The 25,229-nt window shown below is 40.4% G+C and carries 25 protein-coding genes; 7 read left to right on the top strand and 18 right to left on the bottom strand.

All coding sequences use genetic code 11. The annotated features are described in order from the left end of the window. Positions 1-2 precede the first annotated feature (2 nt). From rpsS to WMO13_RS01000, 14 genes are all read right to left on the bottom strand, one after another. The gene (rpsS, locus tag WMO13_RS01065) at positions 3-275 is read right to left on the bottom strand and encodes a 30S ribosomal protein S19 (protein WP_026878334.1); all 273 of its coding nucleotides are present in this window, start codon (positions 273-275) and stop codon (positions 3-5) included. Positions 276-298: 23 nt separating this feature from the next. Beyond that, positions 299-1,123, bottom strand: a complete 825-nt coding sequence (gene rplB, locus WMO13_RS01060) for a 50S ribosomal protein L2 (protein WP_026878333.1) — start codon at positions 1,121-1,123, stop codon at positions 299-301. Continuing rightward, a complete protein-coding gene (gene rplW / locus WMO13_RS01055) occupies positions 1,123-1,431 on the bottom strand; it encodes a 50S ribosomal protein L23 (protein ID WP_026878332.1) in 309 nt (102 codons plus the stop codon). Before rplW ends, rplB begins: the two co-directional genes overlap by 1 nt. Beyond that, on the bottom strand, positions 1,428-2,036 hold the full coding sequence (gene rplD / locus WMO13_RS01050; RefSeq protein WP_026878331.1) for a 50S ribosomal protein L4: 609 nt from the start codon (positions 2,034-2,036) through the stop codon (positions 1,428-1,430). The genes rplW and rplD overlap by 4 nt, the downstream gene beginning before the upstream one ends. Continuing rightward, positions 2,036-2,689, bottom strand: a complete 654-nt coding sequence (gene rplC, locus WMO13_RS01045) for a 50S ribosomal protein L3 (RefSeq protein WP_026878330.1) — start codon at positions 2,687-2,689, stop codon at positions 2,036-2,038. Before rplC ends, rplD begins: the two co-directional genes overlap by 1 nt. Positions 2,690-2,767: 78 nt before the next feature. Further along, a complete protein-coding gene (gene rpsJ, locus WMO13_RS01040; RefSeq protein ID WP_026878329.1) occupies positions 2,768-3,079 on the bottom strand; it encodes a 30S ribosomal protein S10 in 312 nt (103 codons plus the stop codon). Between the two features lie 53 nt (positions 3,080-3,132). Next, positions 3,133-4,323, bottom strand: coding sequence for an elongation factor Tu (tuf, locus tag WMO13_RS01035; RefSeq protein ID WP_109188571.1), 1,191 nt, complete (start codon positions 4,321-4,323; stop codon positions 3,133-3,135). Between the two features lie 119 nt (positions 4,324-4,442). After that, positions 4,443-6,542, bottom strand: coding sequence for an elongation factor G (fusA, locus tag WMO13_RS01030; protein WP_026879364.1), 2,100 nt, complete (start codon positions 6,540-6,542; stop codon positions 4,443-4,445). A 104-nt stretch (positions 6,543-6,646) separates the two neighbouring features. Further along, positions 6,647-7,117 (bottom strand): 30S ribosomal protein S7, encoded by a 471-nt coding sequence (gene rpsG / locus WMO13_RS01025; RefSeq protein WP_026879365.1) that lies wholly within the window; start codon positions 7,115-7,117, stop codon positions 6,647-6,649. A 54-nt stretch (positions 7,118-7,171) separates the two neighbouring features. Further along, a complete protein-coding gene (gene rpsL / locus WMO13_RS01020) occupies positions 7,172-7,546 on the bottom strand; it encodes a 30S ribosomal protein S12 (RefSeq protein ID WP_026879366.1) in 375 nt (124 codons plus the stop codon). A gap of 130 nt (positions 7,547-7,676) precedes the next feature. Further along, complete coding sequence (fdhD, locus tag WMO13_RS01015; protein WP_051396300.1) at positions 7,677-8,462, bottom strand: formate dehydrogenase accessory sulfurtransferase FdhD; 786 nt, start codon at positions 8,460-8,462, stop codon at positions 7,677-7,679. Positions 8,463-8,523: 61 nt separating this feature from the next. Further along, complete coding sequence (locus tag WMO13_RS01010) at positions 8,524-9,690, bottom strand: hypothetical protein (protein WP_342386879.1); 1,167 nt, start codon at positions 9,688-9,690, stop codon at positions 8,524-8,526. Between the two features lie 89 nt (positions 9,691-9,779). Next, on the bottom strand, positions 9,780-10,715 hold the full coding sequence (locus WMO13_RS01005; protein ID WP_156923287.1) for a PulJ/GspJ family protein: 936 nt from the start codon (positions 10,713-10,715) through the stop codon (positions 9,780-9,782). Positions 10,716-10,728: 13 nt separating this feature from the next. Further along, positions 10,729-10,968, bottom strand: coding sequence for a hypothetical protein (locus WMO13_RS01000; protein ID WP_156923288.1), 240 nt, complete (start codon positions 10,966-10,968; stop codon positions 10,729-10,731). 397 nt (positions 10,969-11,365) lie between these two features. Here WMO13_RS01000 and rplU point away from each other — a divergent pair, with 397 nt between their 5' ends. The 3 genes from rplU (at position 11,366) to cgtA (ending at position 13,179) form a co-directional block, all read left to right on the top strand. After that, the gene (gene rplU / locus WMO13_RS00995) at positions 11,366-11,680 is read left to right on the top strand and encodes a 50S ribosomal protein L21 (RefSeq protein ID WP_026879370.1); all 315 of its coding nucleotides are present in this window, start codon (positions 11,366-11,368) and stop codon (positions 11,678-11,680) included. 25 nt (positions 11,681-11,705) lie between these two features. Continuing rightward, entirely contained in the window at positions 11,706-11,966 is a 261-nt protein-coding gene (rpmA, locus tag WMO13_RS00990) for a 50S ribosomal protein L27 (protein ID WP_026879371.1), read from the top strand. A gap of 85 nt (positions 11,967-12,051) precedes the next feature. Beyond that, entirely contained in the window at positions 12,052-13,179 is a 1,128-nt protein-coding gene (gene cgtA, locus WMO13_RS00985; protein ID WP_084331527.1) for an Obg family GTPase CgtA, read from the top strand. A 253-nt stretch (positions 13,180-13,432) separates the two neighbouring features. Here the strand turns inward: cgtA and lpdA are convergent, their stop codons facing one another. The 4 genes from lpdA to WMO13_RS00960 all read right to left on the bottom strand — a co-directional run bounded on the left by lpdA (position 13,433) and on the right by WMO13_RS00960 (position 20,808). Next, positions 13,433-15,244, bottom strand: a complete 1,812-nt coding sequence (gene lpdA / locus WMO13_RS00980; RefSeq protein ID WP_026879372.1) for a dihydrolipoyl dehydrogenase — start codon at positions 15,242-15,244, stop codon at positions 13,433-13,435. A gap of 11 nt (positions 15,245-15,255) precedes the next feature. Beyond that, positions 15,256-16,953: a dihydrolipoyllysine-residue acetyltransferase gene (gene aceF / locus WMO13_RS00970; protein WP_026879373.1), complete on the bottom strand. Its 1,698-nt coding sequence runs from the start codon at positions 16,951-16,953 to the stop codon at positions 15,256-15,258. Positions 16,954-17,203: 250 nt separating this feature from the next. Beyond that, positions 17,204-19,876, bottom strand: a complete 2,673-nt coding sequence (gene aceE, locus WMO13_RS00965; RefSeq protein ID WP_026879374.1) for a pyruvate dehydrogenase (acetyl-transferring), homodimeric type — start codon at positions 19,874-19,876, stop codon at positions 17,204-17,206. A gap of 506 nt (positions 19,877-20,382) precedes the next feature. After that, complete coding sequence (locus WMO13_RS00960) at positions 20,383-20,808, bottom strand: DUF1090 domain-containing protein (protein WP_051396301.1); 426 nt, start codon at positions 20,806-20,808, stop codon at positions 20,383-20,385. 268 nt (positions 20,809-21,076) lie between these two features. Here WMO13_RS00960 and WMO13_RS00955 point away from each other — a divergent pair, with 268 nt between their 5' ends. The 4 genes from WMO13_RS00955 to WMO13_RS00940 all read left to right on the top strand — a co-directional run bounded on the left by WMO13_RS00955 (position 21,077) and on the right by WMO13_RS00940 (position 25,124). Then, on the top strand, positions 21,077-21,832 hold the full coding sequence (locus tag WMO13_RS00955) for an IS5 family transposase (protein WP_342386815.1): 756 nt from the start codon (positions 21,077-21,079) through the stop codon (positions 21,830-21,832). Positions 21,833-22,179: 347 nt separating this feature from the next. Beyond that, positions 22,180-23,229, top strand: coding sequence for a methionine ABC transporter ATP-binding protein (locus tag WMO13_RS00950; protein WP_051396279.1), 1,050 nt, complete (start codon positions 22,180-22,182; stop codon positions 23,227-23,229). A gap of 137 nt (positions 23,230-23,366) precedes the next feature. Further along, on the top strand, positions 23,367-24,044 hold the full coding sequence (locus WMO13_RS00945; RefSeq protein ID WP_026879253.1) for a methionine ABC transporter permease: 678 nt from the start codon (positions 23,367-23,369) through the stop codon (positions 24,042-24,044). 189 nt (positions 24,045-24,233) lie between these two features. Then, a complete protein-coding gene (locus tag WMO13_RS00940; RefSeq protein ID WP_026879254.1) occupies positions 24,234-25,124 on the top strand; it encodes a diaminopimelate dehydrogenase in 891 nt (296 codons plus the stop codon). Positions 25,125-25,229: the final 105 nt, after the last annotated feature.

Genomic DNA, 25,229 nt, shown 5'->3' with positions numbered 1-25,229 from the left:
TATTAACGTGCTTTTTTATCTGCAGCATGACCGCGATAAGTACGGGTAAGTGCAAACTCACCTAACTTATGACCAATCATGTTTTCTGTAATTAAAATCGGCACATGAATTTTACCGTTGTGAACAGCAATTGTAAGTCCAATCATTTCCGGAAGGATCATTGAGCGACGTGACCAAGTCTTGATAGGACGACGGTTATTTGACGCTACTGCTTCATCTACTTTCTTTTGTAGATGATGATCGATAAATGGACCTTTCTTTATAGAACGTGGCATATTTTACCCTTTATTCGATGTAATTATTTAGTACGACGGCGGACAATATATTTGCTTGTGCGCTTATTAGTACGTGTTTTATAACCTTTAGTAGGTTGTCCCCAAGGCGTTACAGGATGTCTACCACCTGATGAACGACCTTCACCACCACCATGTGGGTGATCTACCGGGTTCATCGCCGCACCACGAGTTTGTGGACGAACACCTAACCAACGTTTTGCACCGGCTTTACCAAGCACGCGAAGGCTATGCTCACCATTACTCACTGTACCAATTGTCGCTTTACAATCAGAGAGAACTTTACGAATCTCACCTGAACGAAGACGTAATGTTGAATATGCGCCTTCTTTTGCAATTAACTGTACAGATGCACCAGCAGAACGTGCAAGTTGCGCGCCTTTACCTGGCTTCATTTCTACACAGTGAATAGTAGTACCTATCGGAATATTGCGAAGAGGAAGAGCGTTACCTGCTTTGATAGGTGCATTTGAACCTGCAAACAACACATCGCCTACTTCTACTTTTTGTGGCGCAATGATATAACGGCGCTCACCATCCACATAACAAAGTAATGCAATATGCGCAGTACGATTTGGATCGTATTCGATACGCTCAACTTTCGCTGGGATATTCTCTTTATCACGTTTAAAGTCAATTAAACGATAATGTTGCTTATGACCACCACCGCGATGACGAGAGGTAATTCTACCATCATTATTACGACCACCAGTACTGTGCTGACTTACTAAAAGTGGTGCATAAGGTTTACCTTTATGCAAACCTGGAGTAACAACTTGAATTAACCCGCGACGGCCCGGTGAAGTTGGTTTTGCTTTTTTTATACTCATTACATATCACCTAAAAAATCAATTTCATCTTCCCCGTCAGCAAGAGTAACGTAAGCTTTCTTCCAATCTTGCTTGACACCCATATGACGACCAAATGATTTGCGCTTACCTTTTTGATTAAGCACAGTTACTTTCGCGACTTTACGATTGAATAATAATTCAACTGCATCAGCAATCTCTTTCTTATTCGCATCTTTCAATACACGAAAAGTTACTTCACCATTAAGCTCTTCTTGGCGTGCTGTTTTTTCAGACGCATGAGGAGCAATGATCACTTTCATTAATCTTTCTTTAACACTTAGACTCATGCTAACCACTCCTTAACTGCAACAAGCGCCTGTTTAGTCATTACCACTTTATCAAAACGCACTAGGCTAACCGGGTCAATCGCTTCAACATCAAGCAAAAGAACATGTGGCACATTTCTTGCACTTAGGTATAAAGGAAAATCTACTGCTTCGGTGACTATTAACACGCTTCTACTTTCAATATTTAAGCCTGTAAGCTTTTCAATGAATGCTTTTGTTTTAGGCTCTGCTACTGTGAAATCTTCCACAACAACTAATCTTTCACTACGAATTAACTCAGAAAGAATGTTAAGCATTCCCGCTTTATACATTTTCTTGTTAATTTTTTGACTCCAATTTTGTGGCTTAGCAGCGAAAGTTACACCACCGCCTCTCCAAATTGGATTACGTTTACTACCCGCACGAGCACGACCCGTTCCTTTTTGTCTCCAAGGTTTTGCAGTACTTCCCGCCACCTCTGAACGTGTTTTTTGTGCACGGGTACCAGCTCTACCACCTGCTTGATACGCAGTTACAACTTGATGAACCAATGCTTCGTTGAAATCACGAGCAAATTGCGCTTCATCTAATTCAACTGGAGATCCGCCAATTACTTGAATTTCCATTACGCCTTACCTCTTTTCACTTTAATTGCAGGAGACACAACAACATCTGACCCCTTAGATCCTGGGACAGCACCCTTAATGAGAAGTAAGTTGCGCTCTGTATCTACGCCAACGATTTCAAGGTTTTGAGCTGTTCTACGAACTGCACCCATATGCCCTGACATTTTTTTGCCTTTAAAAACACGACCAGGATCCTGACATTGACCAATTGATCCAGGAACACGATGTGACAATGAGTTACCATGCGTATTACGTTGACCAGCAAAGTTATGACGTTTAATTGTACCGGCGAAACCTTTACCTTGTGTAATACCTGAAACGTCGACTTTTTGTCCCGCTTCAAATAATTCTACAGTTAACTTTTGTGCAATTTCAAACTCAGCAACTTGTGTTGCATCAAGACGGAATTCCCAAAGTGAACGACTTGAAGTAATTCCCGCTTTAGCAAAATGACCATCTAATGATTTTTTCTTTTTGCTTGAGTATTGAGGACCATGCGCGACTTGGATTGCGCTGTAGCCATCGACATTTTCTGTTTTAATTTGAGCAATTTCATTGTTTTCGATTTGCACAACAGTCACTGCTAGTGAGCGACCATCTTCACCAAAAACCCTACTCATTCCGAGTTTTTTTCCGATTAATCCTACTGCCATTTTAATAACCTCAATTAAATAATAATAAAAACGAGAGGAAGGTTGGCGACCTTCATCGCGGACAAACTCTTTTAGGGATTAACCTAAACGAATTTGCACATCCACACCAGCAGCTAAGTCAAGCTTCATTAAAGCATCTACTGTCTTATCTGTTGGATTTACGATATCCATAAGTCTCTTATGGGTTCTCAACTCATATTGATCACGTGCATCTTTATTTACATGCGGTGAAGTCAATACAGTGAAGATTTCACGTTTGATAGGTAAAGGGATAGGACCTTTGACCTGTGCGCCAGTGCGCTTAGCCGTTTCAACAATCTCTTTAGCTGACTGATCGATTAAACGATAGTCAAATGCTTTAAGGCGAATTCTAATTCTTTGATTATCCATACTACTCTCATTTTAAAAATCCTAGACTCAAAAAGAGCCTAGGAAAAAATTAATTATGCAATAACTTTAGCTACAACGCCCGCACCAACTGTACGGCCACCTTCACGAATTGCGAAACGTAAACCTTCATCCATAGCGATTGGGTTAATCAACTCAACAACCATTTTCACGTTATCGCCAGGCATAACCATTTCTACACCTTCAGGCAACTCAACTGAACCAGTCACGTCTGTAGTACGGAAATAGAATTGTGGACGATAACCTTTGAAGAATGGAGTATGACGACCACCTTCTTCTTTAGAAAGAACGTATACTTCTGCTTCAAATTTTGTATGTGGCTTGATTGAACCTGGTTTTGCTAATACTTGACCACGTTCAACATCTTCACGTTTAGTACCACGAAGAAGAACACCTACGTTGTCCCCTGCTTGACCTTGATCAAGAAGCTTACGGAACATTTCAACACCAGTACAGGTAGTTTTTTGTGTAGGGCGGATACCAACGATTTCTAACTCTTCACCAGTCTTAACAACACCAGTCTCAACACGACCAGTTACAACTGTACCACGACCTGAGATTGAGAATACATCTTCGATTGGCATCAAGAAAGGCTTGTCGATTTGACGCTCTGGAAGTGGAATCCAGCTATCAAGTGCATCAAGTAATTTTTTGATTGCAGGCACACCAATTTCAGACTCATCGCCTTCAATTGCTTTAAGTGCTGAACCTACGATTACTGGAGTATCATCGCCAGGGAATTCATACGCATCAAGAAGTTCACGAACTTCCATCTCAACTAATTCGATTAACTCAGCATCATCTACCATATCTGCTTTATTTAAGAAAACAACAATATATGGAACGCCTACTTGGCGTGATAACAGGATATGCTCACGAGTTTGTGGCATAGGACCATCTGCAGCTGAACAAACAAGGATCGCGCCGTCCATTTGTGCCGCACCAGTGATCATGTTTTTAACATAGTCAGCATGTCCTGGGCAGTCAACGTGTGCATAATGGCGTAATGGTGACTCATATTCTACGTGAGAAGTAGAGATTGTAATACCACGCTCTCTCTCTTCTGGTGCATTATCGATCTGATCGTATGCACGAACATTCGCACCTGAAGATTCATTACCCACTTTAGTTAATGCAGCTGTTAAAGTAGTTTTACCATGGTCAACGTGACCAATTGTACCGACGTTTACGTGCGGTTTATTACGACTAAAAGTTTCCTTTGACATATTCTAATACCCCAATTTTTTAAAGAGCTAAAAACAAGCTCTACATTATAGAGCTTGTCTCTTAGATTGCAAACTATTATTTCAACTAATTGTTTTTCAGAGCGACTAACTCTTAAAAATTAGTCTTTTTTGCTTGCGTTAATAATTGATTCTGCAACATTATTAGGAGTTTGTTGATATTTCAAGAACTCCATAGAGTATGTTGCACGACCTTGTGTTGATGAGCGAAGTGCAGTTGCATAACCAAACATTTCTGATAATGGGACTTCTGCACGGATCAATTTTGAACCATATGCATCATCGATACCTTGAAGGTTACCACGACGACGATTCAAGTCACCCATTACATCACCCATATATTCTTCAGGCGTTTCAACTTCCACTTTCATTACAGGCTCAAGTAATACAGGACCTGCTTTTTGAACACCATTTTTGAAACCCATAGAACCTGCGATTTTAAACGCCATTTCACTTGAGTCAACATCATGGTATGAACCATCATAAAGTGTTACTTTCACATCTTCGATTGGATATCCTGCGATAACACCATTTGCCATCTGTTCTTGAATACCTTTATCAACCGCAGGGATATATTCTCTTGGAACGACACCCCCCACGATTTCATCAATGAACTCATAACCTTTACCAAGCTCTTGCGGTTCGATACGTAACCAAACATGACCGAACTGACCACGACCACCTGACTGACGAACAAATTTACCTTCTGCCTCAACAGCTTTAGTAATTGTTTCACGATAAGCAACCTGAGGCGCACCAACGCCACACTCAACTTTAAATTCGCGCTTCATACGGTCAACGATAATATCTAAGTGAAGCTCACCCATACCACCGATAATTGTTTGACCTGATTCTTCATCAGTTCTCACACGGAAAGATGGATCTTCTTGCGCTAAACGAGAAAGTGCAAGACCCATTTTTTCTTGGTCAGCTTTTGTTTTTGGCTCAATTGCAACAAAGATTACAGGCTCAGGGAACTCCATACGCTCAAGTGTAATTTGGTCTTTTTGATCACAAAGTGTATCACCTGTAATGACATCTTTAAGACCCACCATCGCCGCGATATCCCCTGCTCGAATCTCATCAATCTCTTCACGAGAATTTGAGTGCATCTGTAATAGACGACCTACACGCTCACGCTTACCTTTTACAGGGTTATAAACATGGTCACCTGACTTAATAACACCAGAGTAAACACGCACGAACGTTAAGTTACCTACAAACGGGTCATTCGCCAACTTAAATGCAAGCGCAGAGAACGGCTCATCATCAGAAGAGATACGCACACCTGGCTCACCATCTGGTAATACACCCGAAATATCTTTTACTTCAGTTGGTGATGGAAGGTAATAAATCACATCATCAAGAAGCGCTTGAACACCTTTATTTTTAAATGCAGAACCACAGCACACAGGCACTAACTCAGACGCAAGCGTACGAGCACGAAGACCTTGTCGAATCTCCTCTTCAGTCAATTCACCCTCTTCAAGGTATTTATCCATCAACTCTTCGCTTGATTCAGCCGCTGCCTCTACCATTTTTGAACGATAGTTTTCGGCATCCGCAAGAAGATCCGCTGGAATTTCACGCTCTTCGAACGTCATTCCCATATCTTCTTCATTCCAGTAGATTGCTTTCATTGTTACTAAGTCAATCACACCTTCAAATTTATCTTCAGCGCCGATTGGAATTTGAATTGGTACAGCATTCGCACGTAAGCGCTCTTTCATTTGACTTACAACACGGAAGAAGTCAGCACCAGTACGATCCATTTTGTTTACAAATGCAATTCTTGGCACCGCATACTTATTTGCTTGACGCCATACTGTTTCAGATTGTGGCTGAACACCACCTACTGAACAGTAAACCATTACCGCACCATCTAATACACGCATTGAACGCTCAACTTCGATTGTGAAGTCAACGTGTCCCGGAGTATCGATAAGATTAATACGATGCTCTTGGAATTGCTGTTTCATTCCTTTCCATGAACAGGTTGTTGCAGCAGAGGTAATTGTAATACCACGCTCTTGCTCTTGAGCCATCCAGTCCATTGTTGCAGTACCATCATGAGTTTCCCCAATACGGTGATTTTTACCTGTATAGAACAGAATACGCTCAGAAGTCGTAGTTTTTCCTGCATCGATGTGAGCACTGATACCGATATTCCGATATCGATCAATAGGCATAGTACGAGCCATAATTAAAATCCTTCTTTATAAATTCAATTTTTTCTTTAAACAACAAATGCGGTGACCCATTATAGATGAGCACCGCAGTTGCATAAACAAATTCTGTAAATTTCTTACCAGCGGAAATGTGAGAACGCCTTGTTTGCTTCTGCCATACGGTGCATATCTTCTCTTTTTCTCACCGCAGCACCACGATTCTCAAGTGCATCTAAAATTTCAGCACCCATACGACGAACCATTGATTTTTCAGAACGTTTTCTAGCCGCATCTACCATCCAGCGCATAGCTAAGGCATCACGTCTTGTGGCACGAACCTCTACAGGAACCTGATAAGTTGCACCACCAACGCGTCTTGACTTAACTTCAACTTTTGGTCGAACATTTTCTAAAGCCTGCTCTAAGGCTTCAACAGGATTTTCGTGGCCTTTCTCTTTAACGATATCTAATGCGCCATACATGATTCGCTCAGCGATCGATTTCTTACCAGAAACCATCACCATATTAATAAACTTCGCAAGCATTACATCGCCATACATTGCATCAGGCAAAATCTCGCGTTTTGGGACTTCTCTTCTTCTAGACATGAGATACTCTCAATAAATACTAAATCCAATCTTAACTAAAATCACCAAGCTTGATTAAGCTTTAGGCTTCTTAGCACCATATTTTGAACGACCTTTACGGCGTTTATCAACACCTTGCGAGTCCAATGCACCACGAACAACGTGATAACGAACCCCTGGAAGGTCTTTTACTCTTCCACCACGTACTAAAACAACACTGTGCTCTTGTAAGTTATGGCCTTCACCACCGATGTAGCTAGACACTTCATATCCGTTAGTTAAACGAACACGACATACTTTACGCATAGCAGAGTTAGGTTTTTTAGGTGTTGCTGTATAAACCCTTGTACACACTCCACGACGTTGAGGTGAACCCTCAAGTGCAGGAACGTCAGATTTATCAGCTTTCGTTCCGCGCGGACGGCGGATTAACTGATTAACTGTTACCATTAAATCTAAATCCTTGCTTAAAACATGAGTTATAAAAATAACAAAAAACGTAATTACCCCTCAGTTACCCTAGGGGATACGAGATAGTATAATTAATCACCATTTCTGTCAACCTTGATAGAGATTAATTTTAATAAAGATTAATTTTACCGACTCGACTAAAAGCGGCAAGTTTCAAATTCATTTCATGCGCTAGATCAATCGCCATAGAAGTGGGTGCTGACATTGTTACCAATAACCCCACCCGCGCAGCAACAGCTTTCTGTATCATCTCAAAGCTTGCCCGAGAAGTGGTCAAGATAAAACCACTTTTAGGATCTATATTCTGCTGTATCATCCCACCTATCAGCTTATCGAGTGCCACATGCCGACCGACATCTTCTCGCATTAACATAATTACACCATCACTTGCGACAAAGAAAGCTGCATGCGCCCCACCCGTCTTTTGATTCATAATCTGCGCATCCGTAGCATCACCCAACGCTTTATCAATCGCAACCTCATTTATTTTAAAATCGAAATCAATAGGCTTTTGTTCTCTCACCACATCAGTCAATGTATCTAAACCGCAAATACCGCACCCTGTTCGTGCACTCATCTGTCGCTTTCGTCCCTCAATACGGAACATACAGAGAGGGGTAACCTCAACGCGCGCTTCAACGCCTAATGGCTTAGGATGAATATCGATAGAGCGAATATCATCTCGACTCATAACAATACCTTCAGTTAGAGAAAACCCATAGATAAAATCTATTAAGTCTTGCGGCGTACACATAATGACAACATGCGGCATACCATTATAAATAAGCGATACTGGACGTTCTATTAACACGTCATCTTTCACCATCCGCCATTCTCCAGCGCGATAACGCTGAACATTGACTGTTTCAAAAAAAGCTGTTTTATCTTTTGTCATTTGATCCCACCTTTACCTTAGTCATTAGCCGCGCCAATGACCGTATACCCATTCGATTAAACTACTCTATCACTATTTTACCTTCTCGTAATCGCTGACATCCTAGAATCCATCCCGGCACAGGCTCAAACAATATTTGCTGCAAACCACAATAAACACCGTTATCTACCTGACGAACCCAAAAAGCTCGATCTCCCCATAACGGACTGCCTCCCCAATCTATTGCAAATAGTCGGTCATATTCCTGATCAAGACTCTTGAATAAGAGTATTATTCCCGCCTGATCTAACCACTCCACGCTCCAACGATCTAAACTTAAACGAATCCTTTTCTCCAACACTCCATATCCCTCATCAAAATCTCGTTCATTATCAAGATTCCATCTTTTTATCTCTCCTCCAATACCGGCAGCATCTATCAAGTATAATCTCAATTCTGCTTTTGTTGGACGCACTAAAAAATAGACTTTATTCAAATAGGTTCTATTGAAATATAACGCATTTTTTTCACTATCATTATCGAGCCCCTTCTTAACAGGAATTAAAGCAGATAACAGTATTGATTCAAATTTAAAAGGTAAGTCTCGCGCAACAAGCTTCACCTCCCCTGTAAACGACAAAAACCAAAGCGTGCGATTTACAATTATCGCCACTCCACTATCGATACCTTTCACTAACTGATACTGTATCCGTTCTTGATCATCAAATAGAGGCAACTGGTAATCATATTGCTGGTTCTCATGAAGAATAACAACCGATACCAAATCTTCTTCAACCCTCACAAACTCAACTAAAACAGCATTCTCTAAGGCCTTACTGTCATTATTGACCTCATAATAATAGTGCGCATAAGAGATATTTTGATCAGGAGATACGGCATCTAGATAGAAATCAACATTTAACTTATAAAAGGGGTCATTATAACAATCAGATATATTTAAAGAATGATTCCCCTCTGACTGACGATTCCTAATTAGGATTTTCTGCCGATACAGGTCACACTTCTCGACTTGATGAGCCTCTTTTTTGGTAATTGAAAATTGATTCGGCTTTCGAACAAAAGATTTTGAAACATGCAATTTCTCAACCCAAGCAGATTTTTTACGTAATAAAAACCACTCCTGAGAGAGCATCTGTTGCATGCCCCAAAAGAATAGAAAAAATAGCCCTACTATTATAATAACGCCGACAAAAATAGAACCTGATTCTCGCTGTTGCATCGTTCTCATCTTACACTTACTTCACTTTTTCAGTCATTACTACAATCGGCACTATAAGCAATTGAATAATCTCTACAATACAATTTCTATCATTCAATCTATTCCAAGGAAATCTCAATAGGCCAAACATTGATATTCCAACCATTTTCAATAGTTCGCCCATAAAAATCTTCTACAATATTTTTAGCCGGCGCCCTTCTTGTAAGGCCGGACACCAATAAAACCGTCAATACACCATTTTGTAATTGCAGATTCATATCCACAATATAAGGCGCTCGATAAAAAGCCTGACCATCCATATAATCTATGACCAAAAAGCTCTCCTGATCCCGAATTTGTAGATATACGAGATATTCTTGCATTACATAAATCTGCAACTTTTTCTGATCAAACAATTGAGTAATCAACTCTAAATCAACAGCCGATAATTCAAACCCCTCATCTTTACGATTGGCCGACAACAACATACTGCTACGACAATCCGTCAAATAAAAATAAGCTCCTCGTATTCCGATGAGCGAAGCGGGCATATCTCCTTGAATTTTTGTGCCTTGCATAGATAGACCGGTCTCTTTAAGACCAATGAGATAAAAAAGCTCACTCCCCTCCACTAAACGTTGCAACTTCTTCATTGGCTCAGGAGAATATTGCCCACTTCCCCGACCTTGTAATTTATGCAAATTAAGCACCTTCACTTTATGAGCAGGCATTGGTGAAGATATTAAAAGGCTTTGTTGTAAAAGATTACGATATTGTTTATCAACGCTCACCCCAAGCATCATCGACGAATAAGAAGGCAGTAAAGATGGGCAATATGGAGCAAATAACAGAGTTTCAAATTCCTTACGTAGAAGATCCTCTGTCGCCACTAGCGAATCCAATAATTCAACCTCTTGTTTAAGTAATAGGGTCTGCATCATCCAACTGCGAGTAATCATCGATACCATTAAAAGAATAATCGCGAACAGCGCCAATCCGACAAGCATTGAGAGTAAGCTCTGCCCCGACTCTCTACTCCGATACGAATTCTTCATGCCTGTTATCTGTTTATCGCTCATTTTGTTTCTGCATCAATACTTGATGAGTGATGAAGAGCTTCTGGTAATTAAGATGATAAAACCCTAATAAACGATTACCCATGCTCATCACCAGCAAAAGAAATAGCGAAGCGATGACAACTTCCAGCAAAATAGCCCCTCGTTCACCTTCCTGCTTGCTACCTTTCTGTTTATATTGAAGATCATGTTCAGCAACATCTAACTTCCCGCTACTTTCTTGTTCCATCATTAATCCACTTACTCTATCTAATTTGATTAAATCAATACTTCTCTCCAATCTTTTACTCTACATTTGCAAATACCCTGCATCCATAAATACCCTTCATATGCTCATAATTAAAGGGTAGTAGATAGATAAAATTTGAGGGATTCAAAATGTATTTAAATTATTTGAAAATATTTAAAATGACTGATTGATTGTTATATTAAAGCGTGGGATAATCCCGAGCTAGATTGATCATAGAGTTGTGTTATTCCTAGAAAAGTCCCTAGGGATTGCTTGACTATTTTTTAGTTAAGCAGTAATATTACCCCTCTTAAACCCGACCGTTTTGTAGTCCCCTCTCAAATGGCTGGTTTGATCGAATATTTTATGTAAATTAATTTATGCGGAGCATTCAGCAATTATGTATGCAGTAATTAGAACGGGCGGTAAACAATATCGCGTTGCGGAAGGTCAAATCCTCCGTATTGAAAAAATCGAAGGCGCAGAAGAAGGCTCAAACATCGAATTAAATGATGTTCTTCTTGTAAGTGCAAATGGTAACTTAACTGTCGGTACTCCTGTGGTAGCCGGTGCTAAAGTAACTGCGGAAGTTAAAAAACAAGGTCGTACTCGTAAAATCGACATTATTAAATTCCGTCGTCGTAAGCACTATCGCCATCATGCAGGTCATCGCCAGCATTTTACAGAAATTAAAATCACTGGCATTAGCGCTTAATTAAACTTATAGAGGTACTTAAACTATGGCACAGAAGAAAGGTGTTGGTTCGAGCCGTAACGGTCGTGACTCAGAAAGTAAACGTCTTGGAGTAAAGCGTTTTGGTGGTGAGCTTGTAACAGCTGGTTCAATCATTGTTCGTCAACGTGGTACACGTTTTCATGCAGGATTAAATGTAGGTGTTGGTAAAGATCACACACTTTTTGCAAAAACTGATGGTCATGTAACATTCGAAACCAAAGGTTTAGGCAAGCGTAAATATGTAAGCATCGATCCAGTTGCTTAATAATATCGCTCTAAACAGTTATAAAAGCTCCATAATTTAATGTGGAGCTTTTTTTATTTCTTGCTCTAAATTTCGAGGTAATAAAATGAAATTTATTGATGAAGCAAAAATCGTAGTCATCGCCGGCAATGGTGGCAACGGTTGCGTCAGCTTTAGACGCGAAAAATTTATCCCTTTCGGGGGCCCTGATGGTGGCGATGGTGGTGATGGTGGCAGTGTCTATCTGAAAGCGACAAAAGGCCTCAATACCTTAATGACATATCGCTATACACGCACCTATCGTGCCGAGCGTGGCGAGGATGGTGCAGGAGCAAATCGTACCGGTAAAGATGGTGAAGATCTCTACTTAGATGTACCACTAGGTACTCAAGTATTTGACGATGTCACAAATGAATTTATTGCGGACTTAACGGAAGAGGGTCAAGTCGTCAAAGTTGCACAAGGCGGTTTCCATGGATTAGGCAACTCTCGCTATAAAACCTCTACCAACCGTGCACCAAGACAATCTAAACCCGGTTCTGAAGGTGATGAACGGGAACTACGTTTAGAGCTCAAAGTGATGGCTGATGTCGGATTATTAGGATTACCCAATGCTGGTAAATCCACCTTAATTCGGGCAATCTCCGGCGCTCGCCCTAAAGTGGCCGATTATCCATTTACGACTCTAGTACCAAGCCTTGGTGTTGTTGAAATTGATGAGCTTCGGAGCTTTGTCGTAGCCGATATTCCTGGTCTTATTGAAGGGGCATCTGATGGTATTGGTCTTGGTCATCAATTCTTAAAACATTTAAGCCGAACCTCAATTCTACTACATTTAGTCGATATCTCACCTTCTAGCGATTCTCAAGATCCTGTTGCAGATTACTTCACTATTTTAGAAGAACTCAAAAAATATAGTGAAGAACTTCATAATAAACCCCGTTGGTTAGTCATGAATAAGATCGATATTATTCCTGAGGAAGAACGCGAAGAAGCCATTAATAATTTCTTAAATGCGATCAATTGGGATCGTTCAGTCCCGCATTTTGCAATTTCTGCTATTGCTAAGCTAGAAACTCGCGCAATGTGCTTCCAGATCATGGATGAAATTGATCAAGAACGAGCTGATGAGATTAATGAGTATGATGAGAAAGCCAAAAAAGCAATCATCAAAGAACGGGATAAGCTACTTACTGAAGAGGAGTACTATGCGATGATGAATGAAGAGAAGTAGTCTTAATTCATTCAACTCATTTCATACAATTATTTATAGTAATGTCGGTTCAAAATAAGCATATTTAAATGCCGGCGCATCGGCTGCAATAAGTAAGGAAGCTATTCTATCCGGCATCTTGCAAGTGTTGTTTAAAATCATTTTTCTTAAACCAAATTTACTATAATACAATTCAGTAAAAACAAAACCCAAAATATCACTCGATATTTTGGGTTTCTTTTATCACTTCTAAGTAGACTGTATCAGTACTAACCTATTTTTTCCGTTGTGGTGGTAGATCAGTACATGCGCCCAGGATATTTTCTGCAGCCATTCCCACAGATTCAATCAAGGTTGGATGAGGATGAATCGTATGACCTATATCAATACTATCCGCCCCCATTTCAACAGCAAGACAGATTTCACCGATTAAATCGCCGGCATGAATCCCTACCACTGCCCCACCAAGAATAATTTTACTCTCCGGATCATAAAGCAATTTCGTAAAGCCTTCATCACGACCATTGGCAATCGCCTTCCCACTTGCAGCCCAAGGGAAAACTGAGACCTCATACTTAATCCCTTTTGCTTTTGCTTCGGTTTCAGTTAAACCCGCCCAAGCAATTTCAGGATCGGTATAAGCTACTGATGGTACAAATTTTGCATCAAAGAAGCGTTTCTCACCGATACAGACTTCAGCCGCCACATGCGCTTCATGAACAGCCTTATGTGCAAGCATAGGTTGACCCACAATATCTCCAATTGCAAAGATATGAGGTACATTAGTTCGCATCTGTTTATCAACAGAGATAAAACCCCGCTCATCTACATTCACACCCGCTTTCTCGGCATGAAGCGTTAAACCATTTGGCTTACGACCGACTGCCACTAACACCTTATCGAACGTCAAAGGACCATCAGGTGCATTCGCCCCTTCAAAGGTTACTTCAATACCGGCATCGGTTGCTTTTGCACCCGTTACAGCCGTTTTAAGCATCACTTTATGGAAACGATCTTTGTTATATTTTTCAAAGACTTTTACCAAATCACGATCTGCCCCCGGTACTAAACCATCTGCAAATTCTGCGATAGTGATTTCACTACCTAGCGTTGAGTAGACCGTGGCCATCTCAAGACCAATGATCCCGCCACCGATGACCAATAATTTCTTAGGAATATCTTGTAACTCAAGCGCACCGGTTGAATCGATAATACGAGGATCTTCTGGCAAGAAAGGCAATTTAACAACAGAAGAGCCTGCCGCAATAATTGCCTTATTAAAGCTAATTTCACGCTCGCCGCCTTCTGTCAAGGCAACGGTTAAGTGATGATCATTCTTAAAGGTTGCAAACCCTTGAACAATTTCCACTTTACGCATTTTAGCCATTCCTGCTAAACCGCCCGTCAATTTATTAACAACCGACTCTTTAAAGCCTCGTAATTTGTCAATATCGACTTTAGGCGCTTCGTAAGTAATACCGATATCTGCAAAAGATTTCGCAGATTCCATTACATCTACAACGTGTAGTAATGCTTTAGAGGGAATACAACCGACATTTAAACACACTCCACCAATGGTTGGATATCGTTCAACAAGGATCACTTTAAGCCCTAAATCAGCCGCTCTAAAAGCTGCAGAATAACCACCCGGACCGCCACCAATCACAACAAGATCACAATCCGGATCTAAAATCGTAGACATGACCACATCATCTGCCTGTGCTGTTGCCGCTTGATGAGTTGCTTGAGCAGGTTCTGCTTTTCTCTCTACATTTGCCTCTGATTTCGCTTCCGTTTTAACTGAATCTACTTTAGAGGCATCAGTTTTAGCAGCCGATTCTGATGAGCCTTCTGCTACTTCTAATTTAGCAATGACAGTTCCTTCACTTACAGAATCACCCACAGAAACTAGTACTTCTGTGATCGTCCCTGCTTTTTCCGCGGGTACATCCATAGAAGCTTTGTCAGACTCAAGCGTTAAAAGTGTATCATCAATAGCAACGGTATCACCTGGTTTTACGAGCACTTCAATCACATCGACACTATCAAAATTGCCGATATCTGGAATTTTTAACTCAATAATCATCTCTAACTCCTTTAGATTACCATGCGACGCATATCTGTAAGTAACTCATTGAGATAAACGATGAAACGCGCACCTAATGCCCCATCGATCACCCGATGATCGTAAGAGAGCGATAATGGAATCATTAAACGAGGTTCAAACTCTTTACCATTCCATACAGGCTTAATTTGATTCTTCGCAACACCGAGGATTGCCACTTCAGGTGCGTTAATAATCGGAATAAAGTTCGTTCCACCGATGCCGCCTAATGATGAGATAGTGAAACATCCACCCGTCATTTGATCAGGCTTCAATTTACCATCACGTGCAAGCCCTGCAAGTTCACGCATTTCAGCGGCAATCTCTAAGACACCTTTTTTATCACAATCACGAATCACCGGCACCACTAAACCATTAGGTGTATCTGCCGCAAAACCGATATGATAATATTTTTTGAGAATGAGCTTATCGCCCTCTAATGAACTATTAAACTCAGGGAATTTTTGCAATGCTTTCACAACAGCCTTGAAGAGGAACGCTAAAATAGTGACTCTTGCACCTTGTTTTTCATACTCTTTGTTAAGCTGCTTACGAAGTGCTTCTAAATCTGTAATATCGGCCTCATCAAACTGTGCCACATGCGGAATCATCGCCCAGTTACGCGCAAGATTTGCCCCTGAGATTTTTTGAATTCGGCTTAATGGTTTCTCTTCTACTTCTCCAAATTTAGTGAAATCTACTTTTGGCCATGGAAGCAGATCTAAGCCCCCACCATTAGAAGATACCGCTGCTTTACCAGCAACGGCTGGCTGCGCACCACTTAACACGCCTTTCACATAACTTAAAACATCTTCACGAAGAATCCGGCCATTACGTCCTGAACCTTTCACCTCATTAAGATTCGCACCTAATTCACGAGCAAAAGCACGCACAGAAGGTGAAGCATGCGCTCCGCTGATATCAAGCGTTGCTTGCGCTACTTGGCTTGGTGGCGCGACAGGAATTTCATCCCCTTTATGGGGTGCAGTTAAATCAGGTTTTGATGTAGTGGTTGCTTTCACATCAGAAGATTTCACTTCTGGTGCTTGTGCCGCGGGCGCAACTTGAGACGTTGATTCTGCTGAAGAGCCGCCTGTCGCAATTTTGACGACAAGATCCCCCTCTTTCACTTTGTCACCGACAGATAATGCGATCTCAGTAATGGTACCGGCTTTATCTGCGGGAACATCCATTGATGCTTTATCTGACTCTAATGTGGCAAGCGTGTCATCAAGCGCAACGACATCACCTACTTTCACAGGAATATCAATTACATCTAACTCATCATTATTTCCGACAGCAGGAATGCGAATCTCTGCAATTTCACCAGCTGATTGTGCTGCAACTTTCGCTACAGGTGCTTGAACTGATTCAGTCTTAGCTGGTTCAGTCTTAGAGGTTTCAGCAGACGCCTGAGCTGTATCCGATTTTACCGAACCCGCTTCGGCATCTCCTGCTACTTCCATGCGACCAATCAGATCTCCCGTCGTCACTTGATCACCTACTTTGACAAGTAGCTCTACAATTTTACCCGCAGCTTCTGCTGGGACATCCATTGAAGCCTTATCTGATTCTAATGTCATGAGCGTATCATCGACTGCTACTGTATCGCCAACCTTTACCGGAATTTCGATAATATCTACGGCATCAAAATTACCAATATCTGGCACTCTTAATTCAATTGTCGCCATATTTTTAATCCTTTTAATCAGTTATATTCAACCATTTCAAAACATTGAATGATCTCATCACTATAAACGCATCACTATAAGTGCATTACTACAATGCGTACTTCCTTCATTCACGTAATAGTCCTATTCAGAAGCCAGTGTTCTATCATTTTACGTTCAAATATTCATACTCAAATCGTACTCAAATATTCAACTTCGAACATTACAATCTCGATAGAACACTGTCTCTATCCTCTATTACGGGTAGTTACTACACCCAAAGTGGATTTGGTTTATTAACATCAATGTTGTATTTCTGAATCGCTTCAGTTACGACTGATTTAGCAATAGTGCCAGCATCAGCAAGCTCTTTGAGCGCTGCAATCGTAATATAGTAGCGATCGACTTCAAAGAATTTACGAAGTTGTGGACGCGTATCTGAACGACCAAAACCATCCGTACCTAATACACGATAAGGTGCTTTTGTGATTGCCGGGCGTACTTGCTCTGCATACATCCGCACATAATCCGTTGACACAATAATCGGTGTCTCTTCATGATTCAATTTTTGTGCAACGAAAGATTCAGGTGCTGCTTTTTCTGGATGGAAAAGCGCTTGGCGTTCACACTCATTAAAGTCACGTGCAAGCTCGGTAAAACTGGTTGCACTGAAAATATCACTCTCTACTTTCCAATCATTTTTAAGAAGCTCAGCGGCATGCATCACTTCTTGCAGAATTGTACCAGAGCCCATTAAACGTACTTTCGGGCCTTGTCCTTTATCCGCCGCTTTGAGTAGATAGAGACCTTTAAGAATATCTTCTTCCACACCTTTTGGCATTTCAGGATGTGCATAATTCTCATTCATAATGGTAATGTAATAGAAGATATCTTCCTGTTCTTTCACCATACGACGTAAACCATCTTGCATAATCACTGCTAATTCAAACTGAAGTGCAGGATCATAGGATTTACAGTTTGGAATCAAACTCGCTAAGATATGGCTATGACCATCCTCATGCTGCAAACCTTCCCCATTAAGCGTTGTCCGACCAGAAGTACCGCCCATTAAGAAACCACGAGTCCGCTGATCTGCTGCCGCCCAGATAAGATCCATAGTGCGTTGCATTTGGAACATAGAGTAACAAACAAAGAATGGAATCATCTCCACATTAGAATTGGAATAAGCCGTTCCTGCCGCAATCCATGAGCTTACACCGCCTGCTTCATTGATCCCTTCTTGCAGAATCTGTCCATCTTTTGTCTCTTTATAGAACATCAATTGACCGGCATCTTGTGGTGTATATTGTTGTCCTGCTTGTGACCAGATACCTAACTGACGGAACATCCCTTCCATTCCGAAAGTTCGAGATTCATCTACAAGAATAGGCACTACACGCTTACCAATCGTTTTATCCTTCACTAATGTATTCAAGATACGGACAAAACTCATGGTTGTTGAGATTTCTCGGCCTTCTGCAGTCGCTTCAAGTTGTGGTTTGAAGGCTTCTAACTTAGGGACTGTTAATTTCTCTTTCGCTTGTGTACGGCGAGAAGGAACATAACCCCCTAATGCTTTACGACGCTCATGCAGATACTCAAGTTCAGGGCTCCCTTCAGGTGGACGAATAAAGTTCACTGCCTCTAAATCTTCATCAGAGATTGGCACTTCAAAACGGTCGCGGAAACGACGGAGGGATTCAAGGCTAATAGATTTTTGTTGATGCGCCACGTTTTGCGCTTCACCATCTTGCCCCATCCCGTAACCTTTAATAGTTTTTACCAGAATGACAGTCGGTTGACCTACTGTTTTAACCGCTGCATCATAAGCTGCATAGACTTTATTCTCATCATGGCCACCACGATTTAAACGCCAAATATCATTATCTGACATATGCGCAACCATCGCTTTTAATTCTGGCGTATTGAAGAAATGCTCACGAACATAAGCCCCATCACGTGATTTATATGTTTGATAATCTCCATCAACACATTCCATCATACGACGGCGTAAGATCCCATCATGATCTTGTGCTAATAAGGCATCCCAACCATTTCCCCAAATAAGTTTAATCACATTCCAGTTATTACCGCGGAAGTTTGATTCAAGCTCTTGGATAATTTTACCATTACCGCGCACAGGGCCATCAAGACGCTGTAAGTTACAGTTAATCACAAAGATCAGGTTATCGAGTTTCTCACGACCTGCGAGCGAGATCGCACCTAGTGATTCAGGCTCATCCATCTCACCATCACCGCAGAAACACCATACTTTACGATTTTCAGTATCCGCTAATCCACGAGAATGAAGATACTTCAAGAAACGCGCTTGGTAGATCGCTTGCATTGGCCCTAAACCCATTGATACCGTTGGGAATTGCCAAAAATCTTTCATGAGCCAAGGGTGCGGATAAGATGATAAACCTTTACCATCCACTTCTCGGCGGAAGTTATCCATCTGCTCTTCTGTAATGCGCCCTTCAATAAAGGCACGCGCATAGATACCTGGGCTTGAGTGACCTTGGAAGAAGATCAAATCACCATCTTGCGTATCAGTATTTCCTTTCCAGAAGTGGTTAAAGCCCACTTCCCACATCGTTGCCAAAGAGGCGTAACTTGCAATATGTCCGCCTAAACTTGAATCTTCTGCATTGGTGCGCACAATCATCGCCATCGCATTCCAACGAATATAGGAGCGGATTTTATGCTCTAATTCGGAGTTGCCAGGATAACGAGGTTGTTTATCTGCCGGAATGGTATTGATATATTCAGTCGTGCCAATAAAAGGGATCTGCACACCATCACGATGGGCGCGTTCAATCACTTTCTCGATGAGAAAATGCGCCCGCTCTTCCCCTTCTACTTCAAGGACACTTTCGATTGAATCGACCCAATCTTTGGTTTCTAACGGATCAATATCATTCAATAACTTTTGGTCTGCCATAAAATTATCCTCTTTTGCATTAACTAGAACATCCTATCTCTCGATAGGATCTAGTCTTGTGAAAAATAGACAGATGACTGTCTTTTGAATCAAAATAAATGCTTTCAGATGAGAATACATCTTCAAGCATAAGTATTTTTCACACAATTGATAAAAGCCCCATGAAAAATAGAGTTCTTCTGAGGCCAATAAATGTAAGTAACTACTACAGTATAACGGATATTTAGTGAAATTTACGCTATTTTTATTACTAGCAGCTTATGACTAAAGCTAGAGCCACCATTTTGCTGAATTAAACTATCATTTTGATATTTATTGAATTAATTTTATATGATTTAAGTTGTAAATCCTATAAACACGATCTAAATAGAGCCATAATATTCACTAAAGATCTGATCAAAGGCAAAAAAGGGACAGAAGTTCTCCTTCTATCCCTTATGCTCTTTATTTATCGTGACGTCATTAAATGATATTTACTAATCATTTAATAGACTATTTTCAATAGACTATTTCAACCCATCAAAATAGCCCTGATACATCTCTAAGCGCATTTTTGCCTCTTTGATTTTATACTCAGCTTCATATTGGTCTTCAATATCACCTTTTATTTTTGCTTTTTGCAATTTATATTCCGCTTTAGCTAAATCTTTCTGAGCATCCTCAATCTTCTCGAGTACTTCTAACCGCTGATCCGCCTCATAGTAAGATTTAGCTTCCTCAGAATCTAGAGGATATCCGCCACCACAATAAGTTTTCACATTTGCAAGTGCACGCTCTAGCCCTTGAATACGATAAGTATTGTTATATTTCTTAGCGTATTCTAATTGATTCTCAAGCGCTGCTTCTTTACGTTTACAACCATAATCAGCCATAGAAACAGCTGGAACTATAAGGCCTGAGAGTACAAGCGCAATCACACTTAACTTTTTCATTTTCTTATCTCCTATAGAATAAGTTACATCTACAACCTATTATCGTTAATAATTATCTATGCAACTTATTATTCAAACTGCAATATTAATAACGACATGTTGTTTACTCATTTGTTACCAAATGAGTTTTGCACTTAAGTAATTTATAGGAAAATTTGTATAAAAAAGTAAACATTATATAAATAACTAGGGGCTGTTGAACATTGCAGTTCAAAATAAAAAAAGCGAGCGGTAGAATATTATCGTCAAAAAAAACCTACCTCTCGCTATGTCTCGAACCATGCTTACAGATAAACTATGGCTGAAACTGAAGCCTATTCTCCTAGATTTGAATATCTATGACAAACCAAATTTAAGAAATATCGTTGAGGGTATTCTATTTAGAATGAGAACAGGTGTTCCTTGGAGGGATATTCCTGAGCAATTTGGGCGACCTAATACTATTTTTAAAACTTTTAGTCGTTGGTCTAAAAATAACAAGCTCTTGAAATTATTTAAAAAACTATCACAAGATGTTGACTATGAATGGCTGTTTATAGATGCAACTCACATTAGAGCTCACCAGCATAGCACAGGAGCAACCGCAGATAATCCTCAAGCAATATCTAAAAGTGTTGGTGGAAATAGTTCAAAAATTCATATGATCGTAGATGCTTGCGGTAATCCCTGTGAATTTATCGTAACAGATGGAACGACCCACGATATCAAGGTCGCTCCAGAGCTACTTAGCAGGGTTCATTTAAATACGACAGATTACGTTAGTGCAGATAAAGGTTATGATTCTGAGAGTTTTAGAGAAGATATTATAAATCAAGGAGCTAAAGCTATTATTCCTAAAAAGAGGAATACTCTTACGAATAATAATCATATGGACTGGCATATTTATAAAACTCGGCATTTAGTGGAGAATGCATTTGCAAGGCTGAAACATTTTAGAAGTATAGCAACAAGATATGACAAGCTAAAACAACATTATGAAAACAACGTTGCTTTAGCTTGTGCCTATATTTGGCTGAAGTTATGAATGTTCAACAGCCCCTAATATCACTATTACTGAATATTCTCATTCCAATCATCTAAAGTGATTAACTTCTATTATGTTTTTATTATAGTTCTTAAATTTCAACTGTTAATATTAAATTACCAATAATTATTTCTATCAAGCATCTCTAACTTCTTTCTCTTTAACTTGTAAATCTAATAGACACTTAAAAAACTGTAATGGCACAAAATTTCTCTTTTTACCCTCTAAACTACGAATATTAGCTGAGATTCTTGCTATAATTAGACGCTTGCAAAACCTATCGATAGGATGATCTATCGCCAGATTTATCATCAGATTGATCTATTGACTCTATAAAAAGATTTTTTATGATTAAAATTGAACAGCTCACAAAATCCTATCTAACCCCAAAAGGCCCGAAAATTGCACTTCAAAACATCTCTCTAACCATTGAAAGAGGTTCTATTTTTGGTGTCATTGGTCATTCCGGAGCAGGAAAAAGCACTCTAATTCGTTGCCTAAATCTTCTAGAAAAACCCGATAGTGGCGCTGTGATCATCGACGGCACAGATATTACTCAACTCCCAGCAAAAGCATTAATGCATGAACGCCGAAAAATGGGCATGATCTTCCAACACTTCAATCTACTCTCTAGTCAAACTGTATTCGATAATATCGCCTTCCCCTTGCGTCTAGAAAAAATGGGCGCAAGTGCGATTCAAAAACGGGTGGAAGACTTGTTAGAATTAGTCGATATTGCTGATCACCGGAATAAATATCCATCAGAACTCTCAGGCGGGCAGAAACAACGCGTGGGCATTGCTAGAGCGCTTGCAAATAATCCGAAAGTGCTACTCTGTGATGAGGCAACTTCGGCGCTAGACCCTCAAACCACGCAATCTATTCTAGAACTACTCGTCGATATCAACCAAAAACTGAATTTAACAATCGTATTGATCACCCATGAGATGGAGGTGATTCGCTCTATCTGTCATCGTGTTGCGGTCATTCACGATAGTCAAATCATCGAGGAAGGGCCGGTAGAAGAGGTCTTTTTGCACCCGGCATCCGATGTTACCAAAGAATTTATCATTGATAAGACCGAGCAAGCACAATTGATTAAATATCTTGAGCGAGCACCAGCGCAACAGCATCACCTTTATCAGCTCTCTTATATTGGAAACGAGGCATTTGAACCCCATCTTAGCCAGATCATCAAACAGAGTAATATCGATCTCTCGATCTTATCGGGTTCTATTAGCTATATCCGCGATATTCCTTATGGGCAGATGATTGTCACAATTAATGGCGACAAGGATGAAGTTGAAGAGGCGATTACGCTCTTTAAAGCCCATAAAGTATTAGTGACATCACTTTCACCGGCACTCACTCAAATCAAGCTCAACCCATACTCATAATGGTAATGGTAATGGTAATGGTGAATATATCGATTAGATAATCGATCGTTCATCGTGATATTAATTTTGCATTAATATCAGCAATAACTCTGTATCAACACCAGTAACAACCTAATTCGCAAAAGGCTTTTCAAATTATGACAGCGTTTTTAGATGCTCTTAGCAATGCACAATATTGGGATATGATTCTCAAAAATACTTGGATTACTCTAATCATGTTAGGGTTTACTTGGCTCTTTACCATTCTGATTGGGCTTCCTTGGGGAATTGCGCTTTTTCTCTCTTCACCGAAGCAATTACTCGCAGCGCCTAATTTTTATCGAATATTCTCTTTCATCACCAATATTTTGCGCTCCATTCCCTTCTTGATTCTCATTGTAGTACTGCTCCCCCTAACCTTTCACCTCATGGGTACCAAAATGGGCGTTAAAGGAGCAATCTTCCCACTTGTTGTCGGCTCTGCCCCTTTCTTTGCTCGACTTGCAGAAACAGCATTTAGAGAGATCGATCGGGGGGTGATTGAAGCTGCACAAAGTATGGGAACACCGCTTCGCACAATTATTCTCAAAGTTTTACTTCCTGAAGCAAGGCCAAGTTTAATTGCCGCAACAACAGTCACCGGCATTTTAATTCTCTCCTATACTGCAATGGCGGGAACAGTAGGTGCCGGCGGGCTTGGGGATATTGCGGTTCGTTTTGGCTTCCACAGAAATATGTCAGAATTGATGTATCTTATTGTGATTGTACTCATTATTATGGTACAAATTATACAATGGATTGGCGATTGGCTCGTTCGCCACTACACACGGAAATAACCCATTTTCGATCTAAAATAGAGTGCAGTCTTGTGGCAATAGCCCTGAGATTGCACTTTTTTTGAGAGTCTTTTTTAATAAATGATAAAAATTCTCACTTACAAGAGTGTAAATGAGAATCACTAACATCATTCATAGAGCCCTCTTAACGAGCTTCTTCTCACAATTTTACAACCGGAGATTATTACTATGAGTAAAATAACTGCTGCTATTGTAGGTTACGGCAATATTGGACGCTACGTTTTAGATGCCCTTGAAACGGCACCTGATTTTACAATCGCAGGGATCGTTCGTCGCCAGGCAACTCCAATTAAGGGTGTTGATTATCCCGTGGTCACAGAGATTACCGAATTAGGCAAAGTCGATGTCGCAATTCTCTGTGTCCCAAGCCGTCAAATTGAGCAATATGCCTCTGAAATCTTAGCGAAAGGTATCCATACCGTAGATAGCTTCGATATTCATTCGGATATCACAAAAGTTCGCGCTCACTTAAACGATGTAGCTCAAAAGCATGGCAAAAGTGCTATTCTTTCAGCAGGCTGGGATCCCGGTTCAGACTCTGTGATTCGTGCGCTTCTCTTAGCCGCGGCCCCTAAAGGGATTACTTATACCAACTTCGGTCCTGGTATGAGCATGGGGCACTCTGTTGCTGTTAAAGCCATTGAAGGCGTAAAAGATGCACTCTCTGTCACCATTCCGATTGGTACAGGAAAACATCGTCGTATGGTCTACGTTGAAACTGAACAAGGCGTTCATTTCGACACTGTTAAAAATACCATCTTGAATGATGATTACTTCAAAAATGATGATACTATCGTTGAGCACGTTGATTCAATCGATTCATTAAAAGATGCTGGTCACGGCGTGACGATTACTCGCAAAGGTGTTTCAGGTAAAACGGATAATCAACTCTTTGAATTTGATATGCGCATCAATAACCCTGCATTAACTGCACAAATTCTTGTATCAAGCGCACGCGCTGTCACGAAACAACAACCTGGCGCTTATACAATGATTGAGATTCCTTTAATCGATCTATTATATGGTGATCGTGAAACCTTAATTCATGATTTAGTGTAATCTATCAATTCTATCCAACTAACTTATTGATAGAGAGTTAGATCAATGAATCGTTTATAGCGATTCATTCATCATTCAGAAAGGCCAAAGAGATGATCTTTGGTC

Source organism: Ignatzschineria larvae DSM 13226 (assembly GCF_038500265.1).
Lineage (GTDB): Bacteria > Pseudomonadota > Gammaproteobacteria > Cardiobacteriales > Wohlfahrtiimonadaceae > Ignatzschineria > Ignatzschineria larvae.
The sequence above is the reverse complement of the archived record's forward strand: the minus strand, read 5'-3'. Positions and strand labels throughout refer to the sequence as shown.